14 protein-coding genes are annotated in these 20510 nt (G+C 70.9%); 10 read left to right on the top strand and 4 right to left on the bottom strand.

The genetic code is table 11. From position 1 onward, the window contains the following. The first annotated feature begins 41 nt into the window (after positions 1–41). Positions 42–815: a sulfite exporter TauE/SafE family protein gene (locus ACS5PM_RS26470; protein ID WP_439390841.1), complete on the top strand. Its 774-nt coding sequence runs from the start codon at positions 42–44 to the stop codon at positions 813–815. A gap of 375 nt (positions 816–1190) precedes the next feature. On the opposite strand, the gene ACS5PM_RS26465 is transcribed toward ACS5PM_RS26470, so the two are convergent. Then, positions 1191–2003, bottom strand: a complete 813-nt coding sequence (locus ACS5PM_RS26465) for a Crp/Fnr family transcriptional regulator (RefSeq protein ID WP_439390840.1) — start codon at positions 2001–2003, stop codon at positions 1191–1193. 96 nt (positions 2004–2099) lie between these two features. On the opposite strand from ACS5PM_RS26465, the gene ACS5PM_RS26460 reads away from it, so the two are divergent. Together ACS5PM_RS26460 and ACS5PM_RS26455 are read left to right on the top strand one after the other, a co-directional pair. After that, the gene (locus tag ACS5PM_RS26460; RefSeq protein WP_439390838.1) at positions 2100–2633 is read left to right on the top strand and encodes a hemerythrin domain-containing protein; all 534 of its coding nucleotides are present in this window, start codon (positions 2100–2102) and stop codon (positions 2631–2633) included. Between the two features lie 143 nt (positions 2634–2776). Then, positions 2777–5074, top strand: a complete 2298-nt coding sequence (locus ACS5PM_RS26455; RefSeq protein ID WP_439390837.1) for a PAS domain S-box protein — start codon at positions 2777–2779, stop codon at positions 5072–5074. A gap of 26 nt (positions 5075–5100) precedes the next feature. Here ACS5PM_RS26455 and ACS5PM_RS26450 read toward each other — a convergent pair whose 3' ends face one another. From ACS5PM_RS26450 to uraH, 3 genes are all read right to left on the bottom strand, one after another. Further along, positions 5101–9600 (bottom strand): PA14 domain-containing protein, encoded by a 4500-nt coding sequence (locus ACS5PM_RS26450; RefSeq protein ID WP_439390836.1) that lies wholly within the window; start codon positions 9598–9600, stop codon positions 5101–5103. Positions 9601–9769: 169 nt separating this feature from the next. After that, positions 9770–10966: a urate hydroxylase PuuD gene (locus ACS5PM_RS26445; protein ID WP_439390835.1), complete on the bottom strand. Its 1197-nt coding sequence runs from the start codon at positions 10964–10966 to the stop codon at positions 9770–9772. Then, on the bottom strand, positions 10966–11313 hold the full coding sequence (uraH, locus tag ACS5PM_RS26440; protein WP_439390833.1) for a hydroxyisourate hydrolase: 348 nt from the start codon (positions 11311–11313) through the stop codon (positions 10966–10968). Before uraH ends, ACS5PM_RS26445 begins: the two co-directional genes overlap by 1 nt. 90 nt (positions 11314–11403) lie before the next feature. On the opposite strand from uraH, the gene ACS5PM_RS26435 reads away from it, so the two are divergent. From ACS5PM_RS26435 to ACS5PM_RS26405, 7 genes are all read left to right on the top strand, one after another. Next, positions 11404–12144 carry a GntR family transcriptional regulator gene (locus ACS5PM_RS26435; RefSeq protein ID WP_439390832.1) on the top strand — a complete coding sequence of 247 codons (741 nt, stop codon included), beginning with the start codon at positions 11404–11406 and terminating at the stop codon, positions 12142–12144. A 53-nt stretch (positions 12145–12197) separates the two neighbouring features. Then, on the top strand, positions 12198–13613 hold the full coding sequence (locus ACS5PM_RS26430) for an FAD-binding oxidoreductase (protein WP_439390831.1): 1416 nt from the start codon (positions 12198–12200) through the stop codon (positions 13611–13613). Further along, positions 13610–14494: a class I SAM-dependent methyltransferase gene (locus ACS5PM_RS26425; protein WP_439390830.1), complete on the top strand. Its 885-nt coding sequence runs from the start codon at positions 13610–13612 to the stop codon at positions 14492–14494. Before ACS5PM_RS26430 ends, ACS5PM_RS26425 begins: the two co-directional genes overlap by 4 nt. Before the next feature lie 25 nt (positions 14495–14519). Then, positions 14520–15461 carry an allantoinase PuuE gene (gene puuE, locus ACS5PM_RS26420; protein WP_439390829.1) on the top strand — a complete coding sequence of 314 codons (942 nt, stop codon included), beginning with the start codon at positions 14520–14522 and terminating at the stop codon, positions 15459–15461. Between the two features lies 1 nt (position 15462). Beyond that, positions 15463–17223, top strand: a complete 1761-nt coding sequence (gene uraD / locus ACS5PM_RS26415; protein ID WP_439390828.1) for a 2-oxo-4-hydroxy-4-carboxy-5-ureidoimidazoline decarboxylase — start codon at positions 15463–15465, stop codon at positions 17221–17223. Next, positions 17220–18449 (top strand): M20/M25/M40 family metallo-hydrolase, encoded by a 1230-nt coding sequence (locus ACS5PM_RS26410; RefSeq protein WP_439390827.1) that lies wholly within the window; start codon positions 17220–17222, stop codon positions 18447–18449. The genes uraD and ACS5PM_RS26410 overlap by 4 nt, the downstream gene beginning before the upstream one ends. 87 nt (positions 18450–18536) lie before the next feature. Further along, positions 18537–20489 (top strand): DUF1631 family protein, encoded by a 1953-nt coding sequence (locus ACS5PM_RS26405; protein ID WP_439390826.1) that lies wholly within the window; start codon positions 18537–18539, stop codon positions 20487–20489. Positions 20490–20510: the final 21 nt, after the last annotated feature.

The raw sequence follows: 20510 nt of genomic DNA, 5'->3' as shown, positions 1-20510 counted from the left end.
CGCTGCCATCGCCGACGGGAACCGCCATGGAAATTGATGGAATGAGAGCCGTTGCCGGCCTGCTGGTCGGCACCGTGGTGGGCATCACGGGCGTGGGCGGCGGCGCGCTGATGACGCCGCTGCTGGTGCTGATGTTCGGCATCGCGCCCCAGACGGCCGTCGGCACCGACCTGCTGTACGCCTCGATCACCAAGATGTTCGGCGTGGCGGTGCACCACAACCATGGCACGGTCGACTGGGGCATCGTGCGCCGGCTCGCCATGGGCAGCCTGCCGGCCGCCGCGGCCACCCTCGCCTGGATGCACTTCAGCGAGGCTCACCAGGTCAAGACCGGCTTCATCATCACCGCCGTCGCGGTCGCCCTGGTCATCACCGCACTGGGCATGGTGATGAAGGATTGGCTGCACCGCGTCGGCCGCAGCCTGCGTGTCACCGACGAAAGCTACTTCAAGCACCTGCAGCAACCGGTGACCGTGCTGGCCGGCGTGGTGCTGGGCGTTCTGGTCACGCTCACCTCGATCGGCGCCGGCGCCCTGGGCACCGTGATGCTGGTCTACCTGTATCCCATCCGCCTGACGCCCAGCAAGCTGGTCGGCACCGACCTGGCCCATGCCATCCCGCTGGCCCTGATCGCCGGCCTGGGCCACCTGACGCTGGGCAACGTGAACTACTCGCTGCTGCTCAACCTGCTGATGGGCTCCATCCCCGGCGTGCTGCTCGGCTCCTTCATCAGCACCCGCGCGCCGCTGCGCTTCATCCGCTACGCGATCGCGATCGTGCTGGGCGCCGTGGCGGTGAAGATGTTCACGGTCTAGGCCGCTCGCGGCCTAGACGGTGGACGGAACGTGGGCTCGGCCGACCCCCCTGCCACTGGCCCATGGCCATTGGCCTGGCAACGTTTGGCTCCCCCGAGCCCCCTCCAAGAGCGGGGCTCCAGCGGCCTGTGGCCGCTGGCTCCAGCCGAATGTCCAGCTCCCCCGAGCCCCCTCCGAGAGCGGGGCTCCAGCCAGTCCGACAACACCTCCCAGCCCTCCTCCACGAGGAGGGCACCAGCCAGTCCGTCGAAGGGCGCGGCCACTTCGTCGTTCATGCCAGAGCCTCCCTCTCGGAGGGAGGCTGGTGGGAGTCCATTGCTGGCTGGAGCCCCGCTCTCGGAGGGGGCTCGGGGGAGCCGAACGTTCAGCCGACGGCTAGCGGCCTGCCGCTAGCCGCGATAGCGCCTCGCGGTCAAGCACGTGCACCGTGTAGCCGGCCACAGCAATCACGCCCTGGGCCGAGAAGCTGCGCATCAGGCGTGACAAGGTCTCGGGGGTGATCGCCAGCTGGGAGGCGATGTCGCGCTTGCGCAGCGGCAACTGAACCACCGCACGAGATTCGTCGCCCGGCACCGGCTGGCAGCGCGCCAGCAGCCAGGCGGCCCAGCGCGCCGGCGCATCCTGGTGCATGAGCGACTGGGTGCTCAGGGCCAGCGTCTGGGCCTCGCGGGCCAGCGCTCGCAGCAGCAGCCGCGCCAGCACCGGCTGGCTTTCGATCTGCTGCGCCAGCGTCGCGCCATCGAGCAGGATCACCACAGCGGGCGCCAGGATGCGGGCCTCGTGGGCGTGCACATCGCCCAGCCACGCGGCGCTGGCGTCCAGCCACGCCGGGCCCTGCAGATGGCGCTCGGTGCGGAACTGCCCGTGGGCATCCGGCCCGCCGAGCGCGGCATCTCCGGCGACCAGCACCACCAGCGACCGGGCCGGTTCGCCGCGCCGGAACACCGTGTCGCCAGGCGCCAGGCGCCGGGCCTGGCCGATGCGGTTGAGCGTCTGGACCACCGCCGCGGGGAGCAGGGACTCCGCGAACAGCCGGCCCCACACCCGGGAGTCGGGCGCAGCGGGGCCCGAGGACTCCGAGGGCTTGTCGGCCGGCCGGGCCGCGTCGGCGGAGCCGGCTGGATGGCCGGTGCTGGCCAAAGACAGCGCAACACGCGGAGGCGAGGTGCGAAGGCGGGGTAGAGGCATGTTCACGGTGGATCCTGGGCGGCGATTGCACTGTCCGGCAGGCGGCCCTGGAACGGCTTGAGCCAAGTCAAGCCGCCGTCGCCGGACAATCCCTCGATGGCCTCCCTGCTGAACACGCCTCCGGCGGCCGGGCTCGACCAGCCCTTCGAGCTGCTGGCCGGATGCCACGACCGCGTCCGCCGCACGCTCGACCTCCTGCAGCGCCTGATCGCCCATTGGCGCCGTCACGGCGCCGACGACCAGGCCGCCAGCGCCGCGCGAGACGTCCTGCGCTATTTCAGCGTCGCGGCCCCGCTGCACCACGAGGACGAGGAGCGGCACGTGCTGCCGCTGCTGCGCGCCAGCGGCGAGCGTGCGCTGATCGAAGCCGCCGACCGCATGGCCGTCGACCACGCGGCCTTCGCGGTCCAGTGGCCGACACTGGCGGCGATGCTGCAGGCGCTGGCCGACGGCGAGGGTCCCGATCCCGGGGCCCTGCAGGCGGCCGCCGACGCCTTCTGCCGCCTGCACGAAAGCCATCTCGCGCTGGAGGACGCCATCGCCTTCCCGGCCGCCGCCGCGCGCGCCGGTGAGGCCGAGCGCGCCGCGATGTCGGCCGACATGGCGGCACGCCGCGGCGTCAAGGGATGACGATGGCCCCACTCGGCCATCGTGCACAGCCGGTGATCCCCGGCGATCCGCGCCGGCTGTCGTAGGACAGCGCCCTCCGACCCGCTGCCGATCACGCTGCTTGCGGTTACCCGGCCTGTGCAGGCCGCCCCAGAATCGGCAGGATGACCGGTCCCTCCGAAGCCTCGCCCTCCCCACCGGGCCCCGCGCCCCTGCGGCGCCTGGGTCTGCGCCTGACGCTGGCGGCGCTGCTCGCGGCGGCGCTCGGCCTGGTCGTCACCGTGGTGCTGCTGGTGCAGCAATCATCCTCGATCGCCCGGGACAGCTCCCGTCGCGCCGCGCTCGCCAGCCAGGGGCGGCAACTGCTGACCCTGCTCGCCACCCTGAACGAAGCCGAGAGCGGCCAGCGCGGTTATCTGCTGACCGGCAGGGCGCGCTATCTGCAGCCCTACCACGAGGCCATCGGCCAGGTGCCCGCCCTGATGGTCGCGCTGGAGGACCACAGCCTGGCCGGTCCGGAGTTCGCGGCGCGATCGCAGCGCCTGCGCCAGCTGATCGATTCGAAGCTGGCGGAGCTGGCGCGGACGGTGCAGCTCGCCCAGGAGGGCCGCCGCGAGGCGTCCCTGTCTCAGGTGCTGGGCGATGCCGGGCAGAACGACATCGAGCAGATCCGCCCGCTGCTGCAGGAGCAGGAGCGAACGCTGAGCCGGGAGCGCCTGCGCCTGATCGACAGCGCCGCGGCCGGCCTGGCGCGGCTGGAGGCCCTGCTGGTGCTGATGGTCACGCTGCTGCTCGTGTCAGGGGCGCTCGCCGGCGTGCAGCTGCGACGCGACATCGTCGAGCACCGTCGCCTGGAGCGCCGCCTGGCCGAGAGCGAGCGCTTCGTGCGGCAGATCGCCGACAGCGTGCCGGTGCGCATCGCCTATGTCGACGCCGAGCGGCGCTTCCGCTTCGTCAACCTCGCCCATTGCCGGCGCTTCGGCCTGGCCGCCGGCGAGATCCTCGGCCATCCGCTGGAGGACCTGGCGCCGCAGGACGTCGCCGCGCAGATCCGCCCGCATGCCGAAGCCGCCCTGCGCGGCGAAGAGCGGCGCTTCGAGTTCGAGGAGACTATCGCCGGCCAGCGTCGGCGCATCGAGAACCAGCTGGTGCCCGACCGCTCGCCAGAGGGCGGCGTGGCCGGCTTCTACGCCATAGGCGTCGACATCACCGAGCGCGTCGCGCAGGAGCAGGCCCTGCGCGAGCTCAACGCCATCTTCGAGAGTTCGCCCGACTTCATCCTCCAGGCCGACCACCGCGGCCAGCTGCTGTACTGGAACACCGCTGCGCGAGAGGTGCTGGGCATGCCGCCCGACGAGTTGGCGTCGAGCCACCGCTTCGACGAGTTCAACACGCCCGAGACCAACCGCCGCTTCGCCGAAGAGATCACGCCGGCCGTCAAGGCAGGCCACGTGTGGGTGGGCGAGGTCGAGGTGGTGGTCGCGGGCGGCCGCCGCCTGATGGTCAACGACATGGTCATCGGTCACCGCGATGCCCATGGCCGCCTGGCGCGCTACTCGGCCGTGATGCGGGACATCACCGCCGTCACCCAGGCCCGGCAGGAGCTGGCGCTGCAGGCCGCCACGCTCGAATCGATCATCGAGGCCATGCCGGCGATGGTCGCGGTGGTCGATGGGCAGACCGTCTACCGCTTCGCCAATACCGCCTTCCTGCGCTGGCTCGGCCTGCGGCGCGAGGACGTGGTCGGTCAGCCGGTGGCGGCCGTGCTGGGCGCCGAAGAGACGGCGCAGCGGCTGCCGTGGATCCAGCGTGCCCTCGCTGGCGAGACCGTGCACTTCGAACGAAGCCTCCCCGGCCGGGACAGCGGGCGCCACCTCGGCATCAGCTACATCCCCCGGCGCAGCGGCGAGCGCGTCGAGGGCTTCGTGGTGGTGGCGCACGACATCAGCGCCCACAAGGACGAGGAAGCCCGGCTCGCGCGCCTGGCCGAGCGCGATGGCCTGACCGGCCTGCTCAATCGCAGCGGCTTCGAGCGCTACCTGGCCAGCCATTCCACTGCCGGCGGCGCGGCCGGCCTCGCCGTGCTGTACATCGACCTGGATCATTTCAAGCCCGTCAACGACAGCTTCGGCCACGCCGTCGGCGACCAGGTCCTGCGCCGATTCGCCGAGCGCCTGCACGGGCTGGTGAGGCCGACCGACGGCGTGGCGCGGCTCGGCGGCGACGAATTCGCGGTCGTCCTGCCCGGCATGCGCGAGCGCGTGCATGCCGAGAAGGTGGCCGACGAGGTGCTGGCCGCAGCCCAGGCGCCTTTCGAGGTCGGCGACCTGACGCTGCGCATCGGGGCCAGCGTGGGCGTCGCCTTCAACGGCGACCACGACACCGACTGGCAGCGCCTGGTGGAACACGCCGACGCCAGGCTGTACCAGGCCAAGGCGGCCGGACGAGGGCGGCGGGGTTAGCAGGCGCGATCCGGCGTCGACAGGCGTCAATCGACGTAGAGGCTTTCCGCCGGCACCTTCACATAGGTGGCCGTGCCGGGCGGCTTCCAGCGCAGGCGGATCTCGGCGGGGCCGGTACCGTCGTAGAACTCCAGCGTCACCGGCACCCGTTGGCCGGCCGTGAGGGTGACCTTCTTCGAGATGTCCGAGGTCGCGGTGTGGGCGGTCCAGTCGCCGATCACGCGGACGCCGTTCACCGACAGGCGCACCCCTTCATCCGAGATGGTCTGGAAGTAGTAGCTGCCGCTGGCCGGTGCCTCGAGCAGGCCCGTCCATCGAACCGAGAACTTGTCTGCGTTCACGCCCGCGCCGGGCGATCCGGTGCCCCAGTCGAAGTCGACGGCCTCGGTGCGCTGCAGCACCGGCGTGCCGGTCAGCTTCTTGTTGTTGAAGTAGCTGCCGGCCAGCCCGGTGCCGGAGGGCGGGGCGCCCGCCTCCTCGCTGCCGATCTCGCGCAGGTAGCTCACGAGCCGGGACAGGTCGGTGGCGTTCAGGCTGACGCCGTTGTGGGCCAGCACCGCCGCGTCCAGGGTCGCCGCCGAGCCGTCGTGCAGGTAGGGCGCGCTGGCCCAGACATCCCGCAGCGTCGGGATGTCTATGCCCAGCAGCGGCCCGCCGAGGCGCTGTCCGCTGGTCTGCTTGATCGTGCCCACGTCCTGCAGCCCCAGCGTGGCCGAGAAGGTGAAGGCCGTGCCGCCGTGGCAAGTCGCGCAGCTGTTGATCTTGAAGACCTCCTTGCCGGCGATGGCCGCGCTGCTCAGCTGGCCGTTGGCGGGCCGCCAGGGGCTGGGCTCGAAGCTGGAAAGCGATGAGACATAGACGGCCAGGGCGTCCAGGTCCGGACTCACGCCCGCCTTCGGGTCGCCCAGCGGCTGGCTGCGGGTGCCGCTGAAGTAGGCGGCGTCGCTCATCAGGCCGGTGCCGCCGGCCAGGCGCCGGATCTGGCCCTCGAAATCCTGCACCTCGTCGAAGTTCGCGCTCCAGTGCAGCGGGCCGTGGTCCATGCCGGCGCGGCCGCGCAGGGTGATGGTGTTGCGCAGGCCCTCGCCGGCGTCTGTCAGGTCCCAGACCCGGCCGTCGCTGCCACCGTCACGGTGGCAGGCGGCGCAGCTCAGGTAGCCATCGCGGGACAGCCGCGTGTCGCGGGCGTCGTAGAAGAGTTGCTTGCCGAGCAGCACGTTCGGCGAAAGCGGCTCGCTGGCCACGGTGTTCATGCCGGACAGCGGCGGGATGCTGAGCAGGCCTTGCTGGATCAGCGGCCGCAGGTCGAAGGCGTTGACCCGGCGATCCATGAAGTTGGAGACGTACAGCGTCAGGCCGTCGGCGGAAAGCGCCAGCCCTTGCGGCGCGCGCCCGACGTCCAGCCGGAGCAACTGCTGGCGCGCATGGGCGTCGAGGACGGCGACCTCGCGGCTGGTCTCAAGCGCGACGAACAGCAGGACGCCCGTGGGGTCGAACACGGCAGCGCTGGCCAATCCGGCGTTGTCGTGATCGATGCGGGCGGCCAGGTCCTCCTGCTGCGAGCCGAGGAGGATGCGCGAGCTGATGGCGCGCACCGTGTTCTGGAAGTTCAGGGCCTGGCCGTCGCGCTGCTGGCCGCGCTTGATGTTGTCCTGCTTGCCGGGGACGAAGGCCTGGCTGCCGTCCGGGCTCAGGGCGGGCGCGCCGAGGTAGTTGGGGATGCCGCGGCCCTGGTTCTCGAAATCCGGCTTCTCGCTGTGCTGCAGCACGATGGTGCGCTGCAAGGTCATCGTCGCGGTGTCGACGACCCAGACCTCGCCGCCGGTGGAAGGCGTGGTCGTCACGCTGGCGGTGTTCTCGCCCGGCAGGGGCGCGGTGACGAAGCGGGACACGTAGACCTGCGAACCATCCGCGCTGACCGCCAGGCCGCCGGGTGGCGAGCCGGGCAGGACCAGCGAGCCGGTCTGCGACAGCGTGCTCGTGTTCAGGCGCAGCAGGCGGCCGGTGGCGGCCAGCGTGACGAAGGCGCGGGTGCCCAGGGGCGACATCGCGATGCCCTGCGGCTGGGAGGCGCGCGGCATCACGATGGTCGCGTCCACGGTGAAGGTGCCCGGATTGATCACCGACAGGCTGGCACCGCGCGAATTCACCACCCAGATGCGGCCGTCGGCGGCTCGCGCCAGCGTGCTGGGCGCTGCGCCGACAGCCACCTCGGCCAGCTTGGCGCGGGTCACGGCATTGAAGACGCTGACGCTGTTGCTGTCCGGGTTGACGACCCACAGGCGCTGGACGCCGCCCTCGGCCGGCGCGGCGAGCACCGACATCGACTGGGTGGGCAGCGGTCCGCTGGTGGGCAGTTGCACCCGCTGCACCCAGCCCTGGACGACCTGCTGGCCGTAGCCGTCGCGCACCGTCACGGTCACGTTGAACAGGCCGGCGCGGGTGTAGACATGGCTTGCATGGCCATCGGCGGACCAGGCCGTGTCGCCCGTGCCATCGCCGAAATTCCACTTGAACTGCACCTGGTAGCCGCTGGCGGTGGCCGAGACGTCGAGCTGGTTGCCGATGATGTTGCCGCTGGGCGGGGGCAGCGGGTCGAGGTTCAGCGGCACGCTGCCGCTCACCTTCCAGGTGATGGGGACGCTGGCATTGTTGTAGCCGTCGGTCACCCCCAGCACGACGTTGTAGTTGCCATTCGTGTTCGGGGTGCCGGTGATGTGGCCGCTGTTCTGGCTGATCGACAGGCCGGGCGGCAGGCCCGCGGCGCTGTACATGAGCTTGTCGCCGTTGGGATCGCTGGCGCTCAGGGCCAGGTCGACCTGGGTGCCCAGCGGAGTGTCCTGGTTGCCGGGCGAAGTCAGCGTCGGGATGACGAGCGGATCCTGGATGGGCGCCACGCCCATGTTGAGGATCTTCGCCTTCGAGGGCACGCCGGCTGAATCCAGCACGAACAGCATGTAGTAGCCGGGGGTCGCATCGGGCGCGTGCGTGGGCGCCTGGGCGTACACGCGGTTGCCGTCGGCCCGGAACGGCAGCTCGAGGAAGCGCTGGTCCATGTTGAAGCCGTGCGTGACGGCGCCGGTCTTGACCAGCACCACCCGGCTGATCGTGCTGCCCGGGGCCACGTCGATCGGCACCGTGTCGCCGATCTGGAGGTAGTCCGGCGTGCCGACGATCACGGGGCGCTGCGCCTCCTGGCCGTTGGCGGTGAAGAGGTAGGGCGGGTAGTAGATCTCGGCATTGAGGTTCGTCAGCGGGCCCGGAGCGCCACCGCCGGCCACCAGCACGGTCGCGTCGGGCAGCAGCACCGCCGTGGAGTGGTAGAGGCGGGCCACGGCGCCGGCGGCACCGACCGTCCAGTTGCCGGTCTGCGGGTTCCAGATCTCGGCATTGAGCGCGGCGCCGTCCAGGTCGTTCCAGACCGGGCTGCCGCCGGTGGCCAGCACCTGCCCGTCGGGCAGCACGGTCGCGGTGGCCAGGCGGCGCTGGGAAGACATCGTGCGCATGCCGGACATCACCGGCGCGCCGCCGGTGATGTCGATCACGATCGACTTGTCCGAGAAGCCGCCGAACTGCAGGATGCGGCCCGGCCGGAACATCGCCGTGGTGGCGTCGGAGCCGATGATGGCGTTGTCGATCTGGCCGACGATGCTCAGCGAGCCGGTGGAAGGGTCGGTGTAGTACAGCTTGCCGGTGGTGTCGAAGCCGAAGACCCGGCCGTCGGGGGCGACGAAGTTGCGCGGGTAGTAGAAGTCCAGGCCGCTGGTGTCGGTGGACAGCAACCGGTAGCGGCCATCGGCCCCGCGGATCTCGGGGTGGTCGGTGCCGTCCCATCCGCCCTGGATGTAGACCTCGCCGTTGACCAGCACGATCGCCGAGGCATACCAGCGCGCGCGCTTCAGGTCCTGGCCACGCACCAGGGTGTTGCTGCCCGGATCGAAGATCGTGCTGTTCGGGTTGCCGGTGTTGGTGGTGCCGTTGCCCGTCCAGTTGTCGCCGTTGGAGATCACCAGCTGGGGCTGGTTGCGGTTGCCGTTCAGGGCCACCACCACCTGCGAGCTGCAGAACAGGTCGACGGCCGTGTTGTTGGGCAGGGTCAGGTGGCCGCTGTCGGGCGGCTGGCTGCTGTCCCAGACGTCGTAGATGAAGAAACCCGTCTGCTGGCCATCCGCCTTGGTGCCATAGGTCATGACCCGGCCGTCGGGCAGCAGCGCGGCGTGGATCGCGATCAGCGGCCAGTTGTACAGCGGCGAGAACATCCCCTTCTGGCCGGCATCCGGCGGGATCGCCCGGCCGGCCGGCAAGGACAGGGCGCTCTTGCGCGCTGACGCCTGCACCACCCGGCCGGTGCCGGCATCGTGCTCGCGCGCCTGCGGTGAAGTGGAGGCCTCGTCGCCGCCGCCGCAGGAGCCGAGCAGCACGGCGACACCTGCCACCAGCCACAGCGCCAGCCAGCTTCGCCAAGGCAGCCGCCCGGCGGGCGCCGGACGAGCGCGGCGATTCGCCTGCCCTGCCCCTTGAATCATGTTCCGCCCCTCCACCACGCGCCTGCGGTTCACAGGCGGCGGATCGTCAAGAGGCGGATGCTGTGCCTTTTGTTACCGCCACGTCACCCCCTGAATGCAGGAGGCGTGGGCAGGGAATGTGCCTGCATCGAAATCCATGCGGCGCGGCACACACCGTACTGGGGTCATTTCATGGCGCTCCGGCCTCGAACCAGCGCCGGATCAGTGCTCGTTCATCATCAGTGATGCCGGTGGCATTGTTCAGCGGCATCTGCCTGAGCACCACCGCCTGCTGGTAGATGGCCTGCGCGTGCTGGCGAACGAGCGCCTCGGTCTGCAACGCCACGCCCTTGTTCTGCAATTGCTCGTTGTGGCACATCACGCAGCGCTGCGCGATCACCGCCCGCACTTCGGCGACGCCCGGCGGCGCGACCGTCGCGGCGGCAGAGGCCGCCGGCGGCGCGGGCGCCAGCCCGACCACGAGGGCCAGCAGCAACACGCAGCCAGCCGCCGCAGCAGCCCAGGGCGGCCGCCGGCCCAGGCGGCGCGCGGCGTGCCGGGCCACGAAGAAGTGCCGCACCAGCGCGCCGGCAGCCATCAACACCACCAGCACCAGCCAGTTGTGCGCCCCCTGCGTCAGCCAGCCGTAGTGGTTGGACAGCATGGCCACCAGCACCGGCAACGTGAAGTAGGTGTTGTGCACGCTGCGCTGCTTGCCGCGCTGGCCATGCACCGCCTCGACCGGCAGGCCGGCGCGCATCTGCGCCACCACCTTGCGCTGGCCGGGGATGATCCAGAAGAAGACGTTCGCGCTCATCGCCGTGGCGATCGCCGCGCCGGTCAGCAGGAAGGCCGCGCGGCCGGCAAACCAGCGACAGGCCAGCCACGCGGTCAGCACGACCAGCAACAGGCTTCCGGCCGCGACGATGCGGTCACCCCCAGGCCGCTGGCCGAAGGCGCGGCACAGCCCGTCGTAGACGAGCCAGAAGGCGGCGAGAAAGCCCAGCGCGACGCCCACGGCCGTCGCCGGCGCCCAGTCGTGCACCGACTTGTCGACCAGGAAGGTGCCGGCGTTGAACAGGTACAGCACGGTGAACAAACCGAAGCCGGTCAGCCAGGTGCTGTAGCTCTCCCAGTAGAACCAGTGCAGGTGCGGCGGCAGCGCCTTGGGCGCCAGCAGGTACTTCTGGGGGTTGTAGAAGCCGCCGCCGTGCACCGCCCACAACTCGCCATCCACGCCCTTGCCGAGCAGCTCGGGATCGGTGGGCCGGGTGAGGCTGGCATCGAGGAAGACGAAGTAGAACGAGGAGCCCACCCAGGCGATCGCGGTGATCACATGGGCCCAGCGCAGCAGCAGGTTGGCCCAGTCGAGCAGATAGCCTTCCATCAGCTGCCGCGGTAAGTCGAATACGACCAGGGACTGGCGAGCAGGGGCACGTGGTAGTGCGCTTGGGCCTCGGCGATGCCGAAGGCCAGCACCACCTCGTCGAGGAAGGGCGGCTCGGGCAAGGCGACCCCGCGGGCACGGAAGTAGTCGGCCACGCCGAAATGCAATCGATAGCGGCCCGGGCGGAACGCCTCGCCCGCCAGCAGCGGCCCGCCGGCGCGGCCGTCGGCATCGAGCGCCAGGGTCCGCAGCGGCACGCTCTCGCCCTCGCGCCAGAGGGAGACCGCCATCCCGGCGGCGGGGCAGCCGTGCATGGTGTCTAGCACGTGGGTGGTGAGCTGGCCCATCGGTTGGAAGCCCTGGATCGCGCGGGCGCTGCGGTTGTGGCGATGTCGCCAAAGTGTATACACTTCTGAATACAGCGCAACCCGATCCGCATGGCTTCACGCAGCCCCAGCCTGAAAGTGATCCGCCCGACGCGGCCCCGGCGCGTGGGCGGCGCCGGCACGGCCGATGTCCAGACCACCACGCAGCGCATCGTCGATGCGGTCAGCGCCGCCATCGTCGAACGCCGCCTGATGCCGGGCACCAAGCTGGCCGAGCAGCGCATCGCGGACATCTTCAAGGTCTCGCGCACCGTCGTGCGCCAGGCGCTGAACCAGCTCTCGCGCGACCGGCTCATCGTGCTGGAGCCGGGCCGCGGCGCCTTCGTGCGCCAGCCCAGCGCCGAGGAGGCCAGGCAGGTCTTCGAGGCCCGCGCGCTGGTCGAGGCGGCCATGGTGAGGACCTTGTGCAGCCGGATCACCGAAGTGCAGATGGCCCGCCTGCGCGCCCACCTGGCTGACGAGGCCGCCGCCGTGGCGCGCACCGACGTGCCCGGCCGCACGCGCCTGCTGGCCGACTTCCACGTGCTGCTGGCCGAGGCCATGGGCAACACCGTGCTGGCCGAGGTGATGGGAGAGTTGCTGTCTCGCTCCTCGCTGGTCTCGCTGATGATGCAATCCGCCCATTCCGCCGAGGAGTCGCATGCCGAGCACGTGGCCATCGTCGAGGCATTGGCCCGGCGCGATGCGCGAGCGGCCGCCAAGCTCATGACCAGCCACATCGGCAACGTCGAACGCAATCTGCACCAGCATCCCCGCACCGGCGACCTGCGCGCGGTGCTGGAGCCTGTCTGAAGGCTCCTGCCAGCCATGGCCTATGCTGGGATGAATACCAAGGGAGGAACCTGATGACCCGATCGGTGCCGCAAGTGCGGCTCGTCAATGACGTGCATTCGCGCTTGAATGCCACGGTGGTGCGCGACATCGTCGCGGTGCAGCTGCCAGAGGACGTGCAAGCCACGATCGCCAGGGCACGCCGCGAAGGCCTCGCCCTGGCGGTGTGCGGCGGCCGGCATGCCATGGGCGGCCAGCAGTTCCTCTCCGACGGGCTGTTGATCGACACGGCCGGCCTGCAGCGCGTGCTCGCCTTCGATGCCGCACGCGGCCTGATCAGTGTCGAGGCCGGCATCCAGTGGCCGGCGCTTTTCCAGCAACTGCATGAGCTGCAGGCGGGCACCGACGGCGGCTGGGGCGTCGCGCAGAAGCAGACCGGTGCGGACCGCTTCAGCCTCGGCGGCAGCCTGTCGGCGAATGTGCATGGACGCGGCCTGGCGATGAAGCCCATCGTCGCCGATGTCGAATCGATCACCCTGATGGGAGCCGACGCCCAGCCGCGCCGCTGCAGCCGCAGCGAGAACGCCGAGCTGTTCGCGTTGGCCATCGGCGGCTACGGGATGTTCGGCGTCATCACCGAAGTGACGCTGCGGCTGGCGCGGCGCCGCAAGCTGCGCCGGCTGGTCGAGCTGGGCAGCACCGACGACCTGATGGCCGCTTTCGAGCGGCGCATCGCCGAAGGCTGCCTGTACGGTGACTTCCAGTTCGCCATCGACCCCCAGCGGCCGGACTACCTGAACCGCGGGGTCTTCGCGTGCTACCAGCCGGTCGCCGACGACACGCCAATCCCGGCCGGGCAGCTGGCGCTCGGCGAGTCCGACTGGGTCGGCCTGCTCGAACTGGCCCACCGCGACAAGAGCGAGGCGTTCCGTCGCTATGCGGGCTTCTACCTCGCCACCGCGGGGCAGGTCTACTGGTCCGACCTGCACCAGTTGTCCTATTACCTCGACGACTACCACGCCGCGCTCGACGAATCGCTCGGCCATTGCGGCAGCGAGGTGATCTGCGAGCTCTATGTGCCGCGCTCGCGCTTTGCCGGCTTCATGCGCCAGGCGGCGCAGCTGCTGCGCGAACGCGAGGCCGACGTCGTCTACGGCACCGTGCGCCTGATCCGCCGCGACGACGAAAGCTTCCTTCCCTGGGCACGCGAGGACTTCGCCTGCGTGATCTTCAACCTGCACACCCCGCACGACCCCGGGACCTGCGCGCAAGTCGCCGAGACCTTCGAATGCCTGAACGCGCTCGCCATGGCACAGGGCGGCAGCTTCTATCTCACCTATCACCGCCATGCCACGGCGAAGCAGCTGCGCACGTGCCATCCGCGCATCGACGAATGGCTGGCCGCCAAGCTCGCCTTCGACCCCGAAGAGCGCTTCCAGAGCGATTGGTACCGCCACTTGAAGGCGGTGCTTGATGGGGATGCGGCTTGAAGGTCGATCGTCCCAGCGCGACCGCGCTGCTGATTGCCGCGAGCCTGCTGCGCGACTCGCACGATCCACGACGCCGGGCGTTCGTTCCGGCCGAGGCGCAGCGCGTCGGCCAGGCCGCGCTGCAGCATGCCTCGGCCGGTTGGGCCCGGCTCGAGCGCCATCTGGCAGGCTGGCCGACCCGCGCCGTGACGGGTTGGCTGGAAGGCGCCACCCTGCCCGGCATCACCGCCCACTACCTGTACCGCAAGCGGCAGCTTCGCCAATGGGCGGCCCAGGCATTGGGTGAAGGTTGCCGCCAACTGGTCGTCCTGGGCGCCGGCTTCGACACGCTCAGCCTGGAGCTGTCCGCCAAAGAGGCGGAGCTGCACTGCATCGAGATCGACCACCCGGCCACGCAATCGGTCAAGCGCCGGGCCGTCGAAGGGCAGGCGAGGCCGCCCGCCTTCGCCGAAGCCGACCTGGTGGCGCAGCCGCTGCGTTGCGCGCTGGACGCCGCCGGCTTCCGGCCCGAGCTGAGCACCCTGTTCGTTGCCGAGGGCCTGGCGATGTACCTCGCGCCGGCCCGGGCTCGCCAACTGCTGCGCGAACTGCGGCGCAGTTGCCCGCAGGGCACGGTGGCCTTCAGCTTCATGCAGCCCGATGCCCGAGGACGCGCCCGCTTTCATTCCGCTCGCCCTTGGCTGCAGGCCTGGCTTTCGCTGGTCGGTGAACCATTCCGGTGGGCGGCGTCGCGCCAACGGGTGGCTGCCTGGCTGGCGCGCCAGGGCTTGTCGGTGATCGAAGTCCTCGATGGCGCCGGACTGCGCGCCCGCCACGGCAGCACCATGGACGGGGCCACTTGCGAGGGCGAGGTCTATCTGCTGGCCCGTTGGACGGCCTGACCCCTTTCCATCCACAGGAACCATCATGAGCCGATATCCGCGCGACCTGGCCGGCCACGGCCGCCACCCGCCGCACCCCCGCTGGCCTGGCGATGCCCGCGTCGCGCTGCAGTTCGTCCTCAACTACGAGGAAGGCGGCGAGAACTCGGTGCTGCACGGCGATGCGGGCAGCGAGCAGTTCCTGTCCGAAATGTTCAATCCCGCCAGCTACCCGGCGCGGCACCTGAGCATGGAGGGCATCTACGAATACGGCTCGCGCGTGGGCGTGTGGCGCCTGCTGCGCGAGTTCGAGCGGCGTGGCCTGCCCCTCACGGTGTTCGGCGTGTCGATGGCGCTGGAGCGCTGCCCCGAAGTGACGGCCGCCTTCGTCGAGCTGGGCCACGAGATCGCCTGCCATGGCTGGCGCTGGATCCACTACCAAGACACCGAGGAGGCGGTCGAACGCCAGCACCTAGAGCGGGGCGTTTCCATCATCGAGCGGCTCACGGGGCGGCGACCTGCGGGCTGGTACACCGGGCGGGACAGCCCCAACACGCGGCGCCTGGTCGTCGAGCACGGCGGCTTCGAATACGACAGCGACTACTACGGCGACGACCTGCCCTTCTGGCTGCAGGTCAGGAAGGGGGACGGCTCGCTCGCGCCGCACCTGGTCGTGCCCTACACCCTCGATTGCAACGACATGCGCTTCGCGCTGCCGCAGGGCTTCAGCCACGGCGAAGAATTCTTCGCCTACCTGCGCGACAGCTTCGACGTGATGTGGGCCGAGGGCGCCGAGCGGCCCTCGATGATGAGCATCGGCATGCATTGCCGCCTGCTCGGGCGGCCGGGGCGATTCGCGGCCTTGCAGCGCTTCCTCGACCACGTGGCGCGGCACGATGGCGTGTGGACGGCCCGGCGCATCGATATCGCGCGGCACTGGAAGGCGACGCACCCCTTCGACGCCACGACAGCTTTTGTCTGGGAATGAGATGACGGACCTCCTCGACCGGCTGAATGCCAGCCTCACGCCCGGCGAGTTCGCCGCCCTGATCGAAGGCATCTACGAGCACTCGCCGTGGGTCCCTGAAGGTGCCTGGCCGGCCAGGCCCTTCGCCACGCTGGCGGGCCTCAAGCACGCCCTCGCGAAGGTCATTCGCGAGGCGCCCGTTGAAGCCCAGCTGGCGCTTATCCGCGCCCACCCCGAGCTCGCTGGCAAGGCGATGGTGGCGCGCACCCTCACTGCCGAGTCCAGGCATGAGCAGGGGGTGGCCGGGCTGGCGCATTGCAGCGAAGAGCAGTTCGAGACGCTGCAGCGCCTGAACGCGGCCTACAACGAGAAGTTCGGCTTCCCCTTCATCCTCGCCGTGCGAGGGCCACGCAGCACCGGGCTGGGCCGGCAGGAGATCATCGAGACCTTCACCCGAAGGTTGGACAACAGCGTCGCCTTCGAACGCGCGGAGTGCCTGCGGCAGATCCACCGCATCGCCGAAATCCGCTTGAACGAGCGCTTCGGCATCGAGCCGGTGCAGGGCCGCCAGGCCTGGGACTGCGCCGAACTGCTCGCCCGCCACAGCGACGTGGAAGGCGTGCTCACCGTCACCTACCTCACCGAGGCGCACCGCGCCTGCCAGGCGCAACTCGTGCGGTGGATGCAGGACTGCGGCTTCGACGAGGCGCGCATCGATGCCGTAGGCAACGTCGTGGGCCTCTACCGCGGCAGCGATCCGCAGGCGAAGCGGCTGCTGACCGGCTCGCACTTCGACACCGTGCGCAACGCCGGCCGGTACGACGGCCGGCTCGGCATCTTCGTGCCCATGATCGCCGTGCGCGAGCTGCACCTTGCCGGCCGCCGGCTGCCCTTCGGCATCGAGCTGGTGGCCTTCGCCGAAGAAGAAGGCCAGCGCTATGCCGCCACCTTCCTCGGCTCCAGCGCATTGACCGGCGGCTTCGACCCGGGCTGGCTCGAGCAGACCGATGCCGACGGGACGACCATGCACTCGGCGATGCTCGAAGCAGGCCTGCCCGGCACGCCGCAGGCCATCGCGGCAGAGCGGCGCGATCCGGCGGCCTACCTGGGCTTCGTCGAGGTCCATATCGAGCAGGGCCCGGTGCTGAACGAGCTGGACCTGCCGCTGGGCGTCGTCACCTCGATCAACGGCAGCCGCCGCTTCCTGGGGGAAGTCATCGGCACCGCCAGCCACGCCGGCACCACGCCGATGGACCGCCGCCACGACGCGGCCCTGGCCGTGGCCGAACTGGCCCTGGCGGTGGAACGCGCCGCGAAGCGCGAACCCGATCGCGTGGGCACGGTCGGCATCGTCGAGGTGCCGCAGGGCTCGATCAATGTCGTGCCGGGGCGCTGCCGGTTCAGCCTGGACTTGCGGGCCCCGCACGACGATGCCCGCGACGCCCTGACCACCGAGGTGACCGTGGAGCTGGCCCGCATCGCCGAGCGGCGCGGCCTGCGCTACGCCTTGCACGAGACACTGCGAGCGGCCGCGGCTCCCAGCGCACCCGACTGGCAGGCGCGCTGGGAGGCGGCGGTGAGCGCGCTCGGCCTGCCGTTGCACCGCCTGCCCAGCGGCGCGGGCCATGACGCGATGAAGCTGCACGAGGTCCTGCCGCAGGCGATGCTGTTCGTTCGCGGCGGCCACTCGGGCATCAGCCACAACCCGCTGGAGAGCGTGACCGACGACGACGCGCAACTTGCCGTCGACGCCTTCCGGCATCTGCTGGAGCAGCTGGCATGACGGCCGCCTACGACGCCCTGGACGCCTGGATCGCCGCCCACTTCGACGAGGAGGTCGCCTTCCTCCAGGCGTTGGTGCGCGTGCCCACCGACACGCCGCCGGGCGACAACGCGCCGCACGCCGAAGCGACGGCAAAGCTCCTCGCCGCGATGGGCCTGCAGGCCGAGGCCCATCCCGTCCCGGCCGCCGAGGTGCAGGCCCAGGGCATGGCCTCGATCACCAACCTGGTGGTGCGCCATCGCTTCGGCCCCGGCGGCCCGACCATCGCGCTCAACGCCCACGGCGACGTGGTGCCGCCCGGAGAAGGCTGGACGCACGATCCCTACGGCGGCGAGGTGGTCGACGGCCGGCTCTACGGCCGTGCCTCCGCGGTCAGCAAGAGCGATTTCGCGAGCTACACCTTCGCGCTGCGGGCGCTGGCCGCGGTGGCCGCACCCTCGCGGGGCGCAGTCGAGCTGCACTTCACCTACGACGAGGAGTTCGGCGGGGAGCTGGGCCCGGGCTGGTTGCTGCGCCAGGGCCTGACGAAGCCCGACCTGCTCATCGCCGCCGGCTTCAGCCACCAGGTGGTGACCGCCCACAACGGCTGCCTGCAGCTGGAGGTGACGCTGCACGGCCTGGCGTCGCACGCGGCCTATCCGGACACGGGTGTCGACGCGCTGCAGGCGGCCACGAAGCTGCTCACCGCGCTGTACGCCCACAACGCCGTGTTGCGCCAGCGCCGCTCCCAGGTGCCAGGCATCACCCATCCCTACCTCAACGTCGGCCGCATCGAGGGCGGCAGCAACACCAACGTCATCCCCGGCAAGGTGGTCCTCAAGCTGGATCGAAGGATGATCCCCGAGGAGGACGCGGCCGAGGTCGAGGCCGGGCTGCGCGCGCTGATCGAGACCGCGGTGGCCCAGAGCCCGGGCGTCCGGCTCGAACTGCGCCGCCTCCTGCTGGCGCATTCGCTCAAGCCACTGCCCGGGCACGAGCCGCTGGCAGCCACCGTCCAACGCCATGCTGAATCGGTGTTCAGCGAGCCGATCCCGGTGGTGGGCACGCCGCTGTACACCGACGTGAGGCTGTACGGCGCGGCCGGAGTGCCGGCCGTGATCTATGGCGCCGGGCCGCGGACGGTGCTGGAATCGAATGCCAAGCGGGCCGACGAGCACCTGGTGCTCGACGACCTGCGAGGCGCCACCCGCGTGCTGGCGAGAACTTTGCACGACCTGCTGGGCTGAACCACTTCGGCGCCACGCCCTCGAAGCCGCAGATACACCGGCGACACGTCCCTCGGTGACAATCTTTCTGCCGTACTTCCGCGCGCCATGACCGCACCTCCGCCCGCCGTCGAGACCCTCTACCAGCGCTACCTTGCGCAATGCCAGGCCGACGCGGCGGCCGTGGTGGCCCGGGTCTGCCGCGAGGCCGGCGTCGCTTCGCCTGGCGGCGGCTTGTGGGTGTCGCCCGCGCAGCGCCACGCGCAGTCCCTGCTCCCCGGTTTGGCGCCACGCTGGCTCGCCCAACTCGCCCGGCCGGTCGCCGCGCCGTCCGGCCCCACCCTGCCCCAGCCCTTCGTCACCGACGGTTTCGGCGTGCCCACCGGCCTGGCACTGATGTCCGATGACGACGTCGACGAAGAAATCGAGTCGACCCGCGTGGTGCAGGCCATCGAGTCTGCGGCCGAGTGGTCGCTGAGGGACCTGCGCAGCCGGCTGGCCAGTGCGCCGCCCACCGCCGGCAGCCTGGAAGACGAGGTGCTGCCCCTGGCCCCGGCACGCCTGGTGAGCGCGCTGTGCGGCGCCCTGCACGAAGAGACCGACGACGGCGCGGCGCGCCTGGCTGCGCTGCGCTGCGCGGCCGAGCCGCTGGCCTCCGCCCTCGCGAACATGTACCAGCAGCATGCGGAGCTGTTGTCGGCCTGGGGCCTGCAGCCGGCGCGCTACTCCATCCGCCGTGAGCCCGAGGCTCATCGCGCCGCGGCCGCTGCGGGGCAGCCGCGACGCCAGGAGACGTCGGCCGTCGGCGTGGCGGCCCACCAGATCCCGGCGCTCCTGGCCCACGTGGCGGGCGAGGCGGGCCTCAGCGCCGGCATGCAGGCCCTGATGTCCCGCCTGGCCGGCCCGGTGGCGCGCAGCGTGGCCGCCGATCCGGGATTGCTCGATTCACTGGACAACCCCTTGTGGCGCCTCATCGACCGGCTGGCCGCCATCGGGCAGCTGGACACCGAGGGTGCGGCCGGCGGCTTCGAGTTGCCGCTGCACCTGCGGCTCGAGCCCATCATCGCGGCGCTGGAGCAAACCCGCCAGGCCATGCCACTGGAGCGTTATGCCCAGGCGCTGGCCGAGGCAGAGGCCCAGGCACGCGGCGTGGCCGACCACACCGTTGCACCCGTCCCGGATCCCGCGCCGGTACCGTTCCACGTCACCGGACTGGCCATCGCGCCGACCGCCCCGGGCGGCCTGTCCGCGCCGGCGCCCGCGGCCGCCTTGCCGGAGGGCACGCTGGCGCACATCGAGCGCAGGCAGGCGCTGGAGCCGCTGGTGCGCGGCCAGATGGTCGCCCGGCTGCGGGAGGCGAACGTGCTGCCGGCGGTCAAGCAGTTCCTGCTCGGCCCGTGGGTCGCCTCGATCGTGCAGGTCATCGCCGCGCACGGGGACGACTCGGCGCCGGCACAGCGAGCGCTGAACGCTGTGGAGGCGCTGATCGAAGGCGGCAGCTACACCCGCCGCTCGCCGCTGTCGCCCGCCGAGCTCGATTGCCTGCGCCTGGAGGCCGCCGACGGGCTCGCCGCCACGCCGGGCCTGCCGTCGGCGCATGCCAAGCAGCACGTGCAGGATCTCGTCGCCGCCCTGTCCCTCTGGCCCCGGCCCGCGCCCGCGGCCGACACCAGCATGTCGGCCGACGACCTCCTGGGATACGAGGACGAGCCGCTGGAGCAGACCAGCTGGCCGGCCCACGACGAACTGGCCACGGTGCCGATCGCACTGGACGCGCACAACCCCGATGAACGCTCGCTGCGCGCCTGCGAGTCCTGGCTCGACGGCCTGGCGGTGGGCGACATCTGTCGCGTCCAGCGCCAGGGCCAATGGGCCACGCTGCGCCTGAACTGGCGCAGCGACAACGGCGCCTACTTCGCCTTCGGCAACTCCACCGGCCTCGCCTTCTGCGCCAGCCGGCGCGTGCTGGGGCGCATGCGCCTCGAAGGCCTGGCCACGACCATGGCCCGGGGCCAATGGGTGCGCCGCGCCGCCGACACGCTGCCCATGCCGCTGGAGTGATGGAGCCCCCACGCTCCCTTC

It is taken from the genome of Ideonella flava, from assembly GCF_051857595.1.
Lineage (GTDB): Bacteria > Pseudomonadota > Gammaproteobacteria > Burkholderiales > Burkholderiaceae_C > Ideonella.
The sequence above is the reverse complement of the archived record's forward strand: the minus strand, read 5'-3'. Positions and strand labels throughout refer to the sequence as shown.